Raw genomic sequence first — 10275 nt, 5'->3', positions numbered from 1 at the left:
TAAGCTGCCTATGTGGCAGTGAACAAGAAGACACATGTGGTCGTAATGGTTGCCAATTTCTAAGCTGCCTATGTGGCAGTGAACCTCAACTATATCAGCTTGGACGCCAAGCGCATTTTCTAAGCTGCCTATGTGGCAGTGAACGATCGATGTGATGTTCTTCTACCGCTTCCCAATTTCTAAGCTGCCTATGTGGCAGTGAACACTATGCGCAGAATTATGTCCAACAGTATCCATTTCTAAGCTGCCTATGTGGCAGTGAACATAAACAGATGCATCCCTGTTACGCTTGTAATTTTCTAAGCTGCCTATGTGGCAGTGAACTTAATTCTTCAATTTTATCTCCAACTTTCACATTTCTAAGCTGCCTATGTGGCAGTGAACCCTCTTTGTTACCAGCTTTGTCAGTTGCATAATTTCTAAGCTGCCTATGTGGCAGTGAACTAGGTGAAATATCAGTTTCTACAGTACCGAATTTTCTAAGCTGCCTATGTGGCAGTGAACCTGCAGCGAAAACCCGGCTTCGCCCTGGTACTTTTCTAAGCTGCCTATGTGGCAGTGAACAAAAAGGCATGACAGAAGTTAAAACAACTTATTTTCTAAGCTGCCTATGTGGCAGTGAACAAGCTGAACTGATTTTCGATTGGGATTTTACTTTTCTAAGCTGCCTATGTGGCAGTGAACAACAACAACAAGCAACTTATAAATCGCTTGTTTTTCTAAGCTGCCTATGTGGCAGTGAACCTCCACAAGGTGAGTTTGGTGAAATCCGTTTATTTCTAAGCTGCCTATGTGGCAGTGAACTTTAATAATTTTTTTAGTGAGTATTTCGATAATTTCTAAGCTGCCTATGTGGCAGTGAACATGTGGGCGAAGCGCTAGTTGAGGCAATTCAATTTCTAAGCTGCCTATGTGGCAGTGAACCAAAGGCTGCCGATCAAATCATTAAAATGTGTTTTCTAAGCTGCCTATGTGGCAGTGAACAATTCATGTATCGATCATTCAAACAGGTTATGTTTCTAAGCTGCCTATGTGGCAGTGAACGATAAAACTTACAACTTGTGATTGCCCTGCTCTTTCTAAGCTGCCTATGTGGCAGTGAACTTGATTTTCCTCAGATTGTTTCACTGAGCTGTTTTCTAAGCTGCCTATGTGGCAGTGAACATAGAACCGCATCTATTTGCTGTTGATTGGTTTTTCTAAGCTGCCTATGTGGCAGTGAACTTAGCGCAGCAGGAAAAGGCGCAGGGATCGATTTTCTAAGCTGCCTATGTGGCAGTGAACATAACCCCAAAAAAGTCGGTTCTGATTGAGGATTTCTAAGCTGCCTATGTGGCAGTGAACATTATTGGGCTAAATTCCAAGGTTTTGTTGCTTTTCTAAGCTGCCTATGTGGCAGTGAACAAATCAGATTTTATCTTTATGCGTGATTCACTTTTCTAAGCTGCCTATGTGGCAGTGAACAAAATGAATCCATTCACTCCCATTCGATAGATTTTCTAAGCTGCCTATGTGGCAGTGAACGAGCGTTCACGTTAATTTTGTTTTGTTGTGTGTTTCTAAGCTGCCTATGTGGCAGTGAACAATAATTTTAAAACAAAAAATAAAGTTATAACAGTGAGTTAAGACTAAAAACCTATAAAAGACCAAAGTTTTGACCCACAATCATAACTTATTGATTTTATTAAACTGTTAAAGAGTGAAAAAATATTGGGTTAAAACTCAGGTACTGTAGACACAGAACTTAACCCATATGTACTAAAAACCTGAGTTTCAGATTTTTTAGTGATTTGCTTTTCTATAAATAGCTTAAAACGCTTTTTATCTTGTTCATCCGATGTACTTAAACTTAGCATCTGTACATAAGGCAAATCAGTTGTTGTCACTACTTGAAGATAACGGCTCAATGCTTCGTCAAAACCAATATCCCCTCTTTTCACTCGATGGCGAGCCAAACGTTCAGCGTTGGTTTTAACTTGCTTACGTTTATAAACTGCGTAACCCGTTACTTTTTCAGGAACGGGACGTACACCTGTGATATGCACATAATCAGGAAGTCGATCTAACCATTTTCTTATATTCAACTTTTCCAGCGCTGCTTCTGATTGGGCAAATATGCGTATTTTTTTACCAATACGAGGTTTACTGCCTTCTATCTTCTCGTAAACATACTGGGGAAAAGATACACCAAAAGGGATCTTTTGTTGCTCATCCATCTGTTCAGCAAAAGCGATATGCAGCTGAGTATAGATTTTTGACCAAAGAAAATATGGCGAAATCTCAGCCTGATCAATCAGTGTGATTTCTTGATAACATTTCATTATTAGTCCTTAGCACTTTGACCAAATACACCACCACGAACTAAAACAGCCATAACATAATGTTCTTGCTCTGTATTTTCTAAAGACTCACCTAAAGCGTATTTATCGAACAAGGTAAAAAAGTCTTTTTTGTCTTTTGGTGTACGGTAAGCTTTTCCAAGATTGGTTACGGCTCCATATGGTTCAATTGCAATTGCCGTTTTTTTCTCATCAAATTCAGGGTACCACGTATCAATAGTACGCAATGCATTCCCTATTTTTTGAGAATGCATTGCTGCAACATCATTAACCTGATAAAGAATTTTACTTTTGTCTCCCTTACCTTTATCTAGTACTAACTCTTCACTTGGATAAACTTCCTGAGCTTTACCCACCAGTGCATAAGCATCAACTTTAATCAATAAATAAGGTGTTTCACCTTTTAATGCCTTTGCAATCTGATCTGCTAAAACTTGTACTTTTTCATCCACTTGATCAAAATCATTTAATGGATATGCTAATGCATTAAATGTAATCGCAGGTTGATCATTAATCGTTACAACAACTTCAACTTTTTCAGCGCCTACACGGTTACGCCATAAAAAACGCGCATTTGCTATATTTAATGCATAACGTTTAGCGAGCTCGTTAAAGCCATATTGCTCAATATAATTTTTAGCAGCAGCTTGATATGAATTTAAAAAACTTTCGTTATTACAAGCAGATGGATTTTCAACACCACCTAAAACTTTAAGTGTGAATGAAACTTTTAGAGTATCTTGATTTTCACCTAAAGCACATGCATCTACTTTTTGTAAATTTGCCTTTTCAACTTCTGCATTTAATTTTAATGGATCACTTGCTACAGCGGGTTTTAAGCGATTTGAAATTGTCCCTCGCACTGATTTTTCGATTAGTTTTAATGCTGTTTGTTCAGTGCGTTTCTCCCAACTCGTACCATAGAGATAACCATCAGATGGGACAAGTTTCTTTTCAAATGCGAGCACACTTGCAACCGCTTTTTCATTTTTAGCCATGAGTTTTTCCTCTTTTTGATATCAAATTAGTTTGTTGTGATGTTTTGGCAAAGATATAAATTGTTTTCTAAGTCAACATGATATTGCCATAACAATTGATCAATATGTTCTATACGATAAGGCATTACAAATTCGCCTAATGTGAGAACACTTTCAGCAAAACGATGTGGTGTACTGGCATCACGCTGATTTTTTGCTAGCCCCAAATTAGAAATTCCCTGAAAGCCTACGGCAATTGGAACCAACCACCCCTGTACTTTTCGTTTTGATGCCCATGTCACTTTATCGTCATCATCAACCTCAGAACTGTGTGTGACTTTTAAATAATCTAAAACAGCATCCAAAGCATTTTTACCTTCATTCATACTTTCGATCACTAAATCTCGACGCTCAATCAGCACATGTCCAAGCATCAATTTATTTAAAATTGGCTTTAATTCCCGATCCTGATGTTCATCTTCATCAAATTGCAGTATTTGGCAGTTTTTAACATCTAAAACATCTCCACTGGCAAACTTCATACTACAAATAAGCTTATAAACATCCTCTAAAAATTGTTCTTTTTCATCTGGATTTATACTTTGACATTCAATTAAAAGAGATACCTCCAAATGACAACGCGCTTCTTCAATAAAAGCTGGTCTACTACCATCTTTATCTAAAGGATTCGCTGTAGCTACGATCGAATGAACAAAATCTCCTCGCCCTTTATAGGTTTGCAAATTAAAGTCATGACAACTCACCGCCACTTTGTTTAAAGAAATGTCATAGTTTTTACTTTTTAACTTACGCTGCAAGGCATGGACTGCACCCAGCCAAGCCGTCATCGCGGGAAATCCAATGGTATAAGGACTACTCATTGCATTGGCATTGTGAAGCTTTAAATGAGGAATCAATAAAAAATGACGCATTAAAAATACTCCTTATCTTCATCTAACGCTTCGACAACAATAGTTTTTAATTCTATAAGTTCAGGACTACCAAACATTTTTGAACCTAAAAAATCTTCGTAACTATCTAATATCCATTTCGCTATTCTTCGAGCAATTTCGTCACGCCACTCACTCTCGATTTCTCTTTTCTCAAAATTCAAATCATCAAGCCAAATCTTTTGCTCTAAAATTAAATTCTGATAATTTTCCCTTTCGGTCCAACCTCTTAAATTTTTACGAATACAAAATGCATTGAATAAAATTTCTTCAATAATTTGTTGCAATAACCTTTTTATTTTTTTGCGGGTGTGTCTATTATTTATACTTAGCTCTTTATCACTAGCATGAATATTTTTTTTCAACTCATTAAATTCACTAGTAAAATTTTTCCGATAAAGGCACTGTTTAAAAAAGTCTTTATTAGGCAGTTTGACCTTACGCTTTTCAAAAATAGGCGGGCAACTAGACAATAAATAAGCTCGCCCTGCATTTTGACTGTTTAAAACACTGACATTTTGAGGTTGTGTGCCGCCATACGCAGTTACTGTAAGCTCATAAATATCGGCGTATCCCTCTGTATGATGCTCATTTTTCTTACGAAATTCTTTGGCTTGTTTAGTTGCCTCTGAAAAACGTATTTCATCTATTGTTTGCTTTAATCTAGTCACCAATCCTGATGGTGTTAAGATCGACAATAAATGGTATTCATCCTGATCAATGGGAAAATAAACCTGCTTCACTAAGTGATCAGTTTTTACTGATGTATCTGTTGCCTTTATTTTTAAAAATGCTGCGCTGAATGACTCAAAATCTAAATTATCATCCATAAGCAGCTTTTTTAAATTTTCATCTTGTTGTTCAAAGCCTTCTAATACCGTAAGTTTTTCTGTCAGCGGTAAAGATAAAAATTTAAATACGTCCATTGCAGCCGCATTGCCAAATACATCGAATGAATAGTTCACATTTCCGCTGCGTAAATAACCATCATTCTGCTGTTTCGCTTGAGCAATAACACTTGACGTTTTTGCGCTTGGATGACTAAATTTACTTGGATGACTGACCATAAAAAGCTGCGCAACACGTTTTGCTGCGTCAGGTAACCACACTTTCAAACTAAATCTATCATCTGCTTGACGTTGTAATTCTGCAATTACAGTTTCACTTTCTGCTTTTTTTAAACGGTCTTTCAACCAAAGATCTTTTCGTTCATTTAAAAAATGATGAATATGTTCTGTCATGCTTCCCTCTTTAATTATTGATCTAAAACAACAAGTCCAAACTGTTCTGAATATATAAGTTGCTTATCTTCGTCATATTCGGGCAGCACAATCTCCCCATAACGCTCTGATAATCTTTCTATCTTTTCCTCAATATCTTCATTTTCAGGAAATTTATCAAGTGCTAAACGACGTAAGATGTCGTGATAATCTCGACTCAACCATAATCGTTGTTGTTCTAATTCACTCAATTTAGAATAGTCAATCTCGCGAATCTTGTATAAACCACTTCGATCAATATACCTCCCAAAATCATCTTTTTCACAAAATATAAGCTTGTGATTTTTCCAGATTGCAAAAAGCTGAATATTGGCTGAACTTTGCCTAAACGGATTAAATTGCTGGGGTAAAGCTGTTAAAAACCATTTTTGTGTTAACCAAGCATTGAGTGGTTTTGCTCCGACTTTGTTATATGAAGTTAAGGCATCTGCCATAACAGCATGCTCTAAATCTGCCAATTTTTTTATAGATTGTAGTGGCTGATTTGCTTTGATTCTTGGAATGGCATTAATTTGCTGTAAATGTTCAGGATCAATTAATTCTGATAAATTTTTTGTTTCTAATATAAAGTTTCCTTTAGCAGAATTAACTTCAAAGCCAGGTTTCTCAAAGGCAACTTTAGCTCGGTGCAAGCCTTTTAAGTTATATTGCAATAAGGCAATGTTTGGTTTTTGAATGTCTACATCTCGTTTGCGATGTCGTAAAACTCGTCCAGACAATTGGATAATCGAGCGATAAGAAGAGGGTTCAACAATTGCCCAATCAAAATCATGATCTCGTCCCACCTCTTCCACAGGTGTGGCAACCAAGATAAAAATGACATTTTCATCAGTCGTCGAATCTAAATGTTGACGAATCACCTCATCTGAAAATGCAGCTGCTTGTTCTCCTGCTTTTTCTTTACGTTTTAAAATATGATCTAAATGTTGTTCTTGTTTACTGCGTAACAATAAAACTTGACGGCTATGGTATGCCATCACACGAGGCGTAATACCTTGTGACCATTCGGTCTTAAGCAAAGATCGAGTTAAAGCAACACATGGGGAAATATTGGCAACTCGTATGACACCGAAAGAAACTTTTTTTCCAGTTTTAACATCTATACTGTGATGGTCATGGTGTAAATGTTCAACATTCTGTTGAATCCGTTTAAAATATTCAGCTTGTAAACTTTGATCTATACGCTGGATTACTTTTTCTGCAACAAGATCTGAGCAATCAACAAGATAAGCTTTGTGCTTAATTATTTGTTTACTTAAAGCAGCTGCACGAAGTTCAACAAAGCGATCATGTGCATTTTTATATTGTTGTATTGCCTCTTTTTGCTGAGCTAAATCAACTGTTTGAATTTGTGTTTTAAACTCATCGACCCACATCGTAACAGTATCTACATTCTTTAATTTCTTAAATGCACAATATAAGGCCCAACCTTGCTGATATGCATTAAAAAAACCTTCAGCCAAAGCAGGTGGAATCGTTGCTGAAGAAATCATCACTTTTCGACCTAACATTCCAGCTAAATGTATAAGCCGAGCTATTGCAATTAAGTCTTGACCATTAAAATCATCGACTTCATCAATCACCAGATCGGAAGATGAAAGCCTTAAACTCGGTAAAATATATTTTCCACCACGTTTGGTTTCTGTAGCAGCCATAATATGGTCTATCGTACAGACTAAAACAGGCTTATATAAAAAGGCTTTATTTCGTTCCTCCTGATGTTGTGGAAATAATGCATTCATAAAGTCAGCTTGTGGCATAGATTCATAATTCAATTCATTGTCCAATAAAGCTTCTAATGATTCTGAACCTATTTCTTCTACAGTATGAAATTCATCTTGAGGATGTTCTTTTGTATTTTGATGATGCAATTCCTGAACGGCTTTTGAGCCAATTAAAACCGCAAGCTCATCATGACTTAAACCAATATCTTGGCGGTAAGAATCACCTGTTTGTAAAGTTAATGTCCGTAGTCCTAAAGCTAGAATATAACGTAATGATTGAGCATCTTTAGATAAGGCTTGCATAATTTTAGCGTTGGCAATAGTTTTACCCTTACCCGTACTCGCCATGTTGACAATAAACCAGCCTTGATTTGCAGCACTTTCATTTTTTTGAATAAATTGCTGAATGCCCTTTACTGCTTGGTCTTGCCATTCAAAACCTTGAGGACTCTTCTTTCTTAATTTTTGAATATCATAAGCTGGTTCCATCTCATCTGCCAAACGACTTAATGCTTGCGTGACTCGCATAGCATTGTCACTCACCCGAACTAGATGCTCATCTAAAAATTGTTTGGCTTGTTTAGTTTTTGGATCAGTATTGGCAATTAACAATAAATTGGTTTTCCAATTTTTATCAGCATTACAAGATGAATAATAGTGATCACCTAACATGAGACACAATCGGGTATGATGTAAAATGACCCGCCAACTTCCATCTGCAAAAATTTGTTCTGTGGCATCAGATGCTTGTAATAAACGTGCTGACCATTTTTTGATTTGCTTTGTCCATTCAGTAGACTGACTTAATAACCCTTGATCAAACTCGAAACAGAGTTTTAATCGCTGTTTATAGTCATCTTCATCAAATTTATTTTGATATCCCCAATCTGCTTTAATGCTTTTAAATAAACTTGTAATCGTATCTTTATTAACTTCAGTATATTCTTTGCGTCGTTGTTCTTCTTTTAACGCAGGTAAACGGTGATGCGATACAATCAACCATGCAACCAATTGTGCTAAAGGCGGAAGTTGATCCAAAACTTTAGATTGATCTGAGTTTTTGCTAATCGTTTGTTTAAGAAGTTCTTCGTCCCAACTTTGTTGTATCAATAATTTCAGCCATGCTTCATCGGACTCAATATTGCCAGATGAATGCACTAAAGCATTTAGCAATAGACATGAAATCCACTCATGCCGTAAAGGATCACCTTTAAACTGATTATTTTTTTCCAATAATTTTTTTTGAAATAAAACCGTTGCCTTCCCCCAATCATGTAATAAGGCAGACACAGCCACTAATGCTTTAATTAAAGGCAAATAATGCCAGTCATTTTCCCATTTATTTTGAGCAAGGCTTTTTTTGGTCGTGTTTACAGGAACAATACCCTGTCCATTAAACTTATTTCTATTCCCAACAATCCACAACAGCTCACTTCGACGTCGCCCTCGAATCCAATGACAAGACACCGCTGTATTTTTAGTCACTGTTTTTCTAAGCAGTTTTTTTACTGCAATTAAACCATCTTCGGTAATCACCGTTTGCCAAGTGTTATCACCAATTCGGTCAGCAAATGCATCCAGTACACGACGCGTTCGAGAAAGTGCTTTCTTTTCACATTGGGAAATGAAGGTTACGATCATAATGCTTCATCCTTTTCATCATGATTTTTGCAAGCTTGCAATTTCACCTGATCAAACATCCAATCCAGACACTTGTGCTCGGTAAGTTTCTGCAACAGCAAAGCTCTAAAGTCTTGCTCCTTAAAACCTTCTTTGGCACAAATAAATGCCCATGGCAACACCACAGCATCTTTGATTAAATCTGCGATATCAAAAACCAAAGCACCTCGCCGAGTTTTACCATGCATCACAGCAAAACCGTGGGGAATTCCTAAAACCCAAAGCGTTGTTGCAGCCAAACCATAGGCTAAATAATTACCATGATTGAGGAAGTCGTTGGCTAAATCACCATATTCAGCATTTCGCTCAAATTTGAGTTTGCAACGAGTTGCAGCAATTTTATAAAGCTGTTTGGTGGTCTGCGCTTCTGCTAGAAGTAAATCCCCGACTTTGCTCATATTGGGAATTTTCTTTTCAAAACCACTTAAAGCCTGCTGAATATCCTGATCATCTAAATAAAACCCTTCTGCCTGTAAGTCTCGATCTTTTGCCCAAACTTTACGGATGAATTCAATCCGCGCAAACTGAAACTGTTTGGCCACATCTAAACGCTTCTTTTCATCAAACCAAAAGCTCATCCAACCTTGTATATATTCGGTTGGCCGGTATTCACTTTGTGGCGTTAACCACTCCACTTCACTACCTGAAAATAAAGGCGTACCGCCACCGCCACAGAAACCAACCAATACCCCTGCACTTGCTAACATTCGCATTGCAGCCTGTGTGATCGAAGTTCCGGTTCCCAATAAAATCACCGTTGTATTAGCGATGGGAATATTCCAATACTGATTTTCATTTTTTGCTTCGGTTAGATATAAAACACGGCCATCTTTTTGCATCACTCGTGCATGTTCTAAATAATAAAGGTTTGCTCTTTTTGAATGTAAAATAGCTTTTAAGTCTGATGGGTTGAGTTGTTCCATATTATTAGTAGTCATAAAGTTTTTATAGAACCAATTTAACTGAATCACTCAAATTTTCCAATGTCTTTTTATTTTAAACGACATATTATGTCGTGTTTTTTCAATAAATAAATATAACTAAATATATAATTTTATTAACATTTATAACAACCTTCAATTAAATGTATTTTTATTTATAAATAATCATTGGTGGTGTTTTATATTTACCGCCCCAATATAGATCACAATAGTATAACCATTAAATACTGCTTAACAACCTTCCACTTAACACCTAAACACCTAAACACCTAAACACCTAAACACCTAAACACCTAAACACCTAAACACCTAAACACCTAAACACCTAAACACCTAAACACCTAAACACCTAAACACCTAAACACCTAAACACCTAAACACCTA

Annotated in this window: 6 protein-coding genes and 1 CRISPR repeat array; all 6 genes read right to left on the bottom strand. The window is 36.7% G+C overall.

Annotation, left to right across the window (positions count from 1 at the left end; all coding sequences use genetic code 11):
- Nucleotides 1-56: 56 nt before the first annotated feature.
- Nucleotides 57-1584: direct repeats of the CRISPR family, unit length 28 nt; unit sequence TTTCTAAGCTGCCTATGTGGCAGTGAAC.
- 131 nt (nucleotides 1585-1715) lie between these two features.
- The 6 genes from cas6f to cas1f are packed head-to-tail and all read right to left on the bottom strand — an operon-like array spanning nucleotide 1716 to nucleotide 9873.
- Nucleotides 1716-2321 carry a type I-F CRISPR-associated endoribonuclease Cas6/Csy4 gene (gene cas6f / locus M2R48_RS21555; RefSeq protein ID WP_262087681.1) on the bottom strand — a complete coding sequence of 202 codons (606 nt, stop codon included), beginning with the start codon at nucleotides 2319-2321 and terminating at the stop codon, nucleotides 1716-1718.
- 2 nt (nucleotides 2322-2323) lie between these two features.
- Nucleotides 2324-3337 (bottom strand): type I-F CRISPR-associated protein Csy3, encoded by a 1014-nt coding sequence (gene csy3, locus M2R48_RS21550; RefSeq protein WP_262087680.1) that lies wholly within the window; start codon nucleotides 3335-3337, stop codon nucleotides 2324-2326.
- Between the two features lie 26 nt (nucleotides 3338-3363).
- Nucleotides 3364-4248: a type I-F CRISPR-associated protein Csy2 gene (gene csy2, locus M2R48_RS21545; RefSeq protein WP_262087679.1), complete on the bottom strand. Its 885-nt coding sequence runs from the start codon at nucleotides 4246-4248 to the stop codon at nucleotides 3364-3366.
- Nucleotides 4248-5507, bottom strand: coding sequence for a type I-F CRISPR-associated protein Csy1 (gene csy1, locus M2R48_RS21540; protein ID WP_262087678.1), 1260 nt, complete (start codon nucleotides 5505-5507; stop codon nucleotides 4248-4250). Before csy1 ends, csy2 begins: the two co-directional genes overlap by 1 nt.
- A 14-nt stretch (nucleotides 5508-5521) precedes the next feature.
- Complete coding sequence (gene cas3f, locus M2R48_RS21535; RefSeq protein ID WP_262087677.1) at nucleotides 5522-8911, bottom strand: type I-F CRISPR-associated helicase Cas3f; 3390 nt, start codon at nucleotides 8909-8911, stop codon at nucleotides 5522-5524.
- Nucleotides 8908-9873, bottom strand: a complete 966-nt coding sequence (cas1f, locus tag M2R48_RS21530) for a type I-F CRISPR-associated endonuclease Cas1f (protein ID WP_262087682.1) — start codon at nucleotides 9871-9873, stop codon at nucleotides 8908-8910. The genes cas3f and cas1f overlap by 4 nt, the downstream gene beginning before the upstream one ends.
- Nucleotides 9874-10275 lie beyond the last annotated feature (402 nt).

The organism is Acinetobacter sp. I-MWF (genome assembly GCF_025433935.1).
In the GTDB taxonomy this organism is placed as follows: Bacteria; Pseudomonadota; Gammaproteobacteria; order Pseudomonadales; family Moraxellaceae; genus Acinetobacter; species Acinetobacter guillouiae.
Note: the sequence above shows the minus strand (reverse complement) of the source record. Positions and strands in the feature narration are given on the sequence as shown.

What these genes read in the sequence shown, in the direction of transcription:
- cas6f (WP_262087681.1), bottom strand. Translation starts at nt 2,321, where the DNA reads ATGAAATGTTATCAAGAAATCACACTGATTGATCAGGCTGAGATTTCG.
- csy3 (WP_262087680.1), bottom strand. Translation starts at nt 3,337, where the DNA reads ATGGCTAAAAATGAAAAAGCGGTTGCAAGTGTGCTCGCATTTGAAAAG.
- csy2 (WP_262087679.1), bottom strand. Translation starts at nt 4,248, where the DNA reads ATGCGTCATTTTTTATTGATTCCTCATTTAAAGCTTCACAATGCCAAT.
- csy1 (WP_262087678.1), bottom strand. Translation starts at nt 5,507, where the DNA reads ATGACAGAACATATTCATCATTTTTTAAATGAACGAAAAGATCTTTGG.
- cas3f (WP_262087677.1), bottom strand. Translation starts at nt 8,911, where the DNA reads ATGATCGTAACCTTCATTTCCCAATGTGAAAAGAAAGCACTTTCTCGA.
- cas1f (WP_262087682.1), bottom strand. Translation starts at nt 9,873, where the DNA reads ATGGAACAACTCAACCCATCAGACTTAAAAGCTATTTTACATTCAAAA.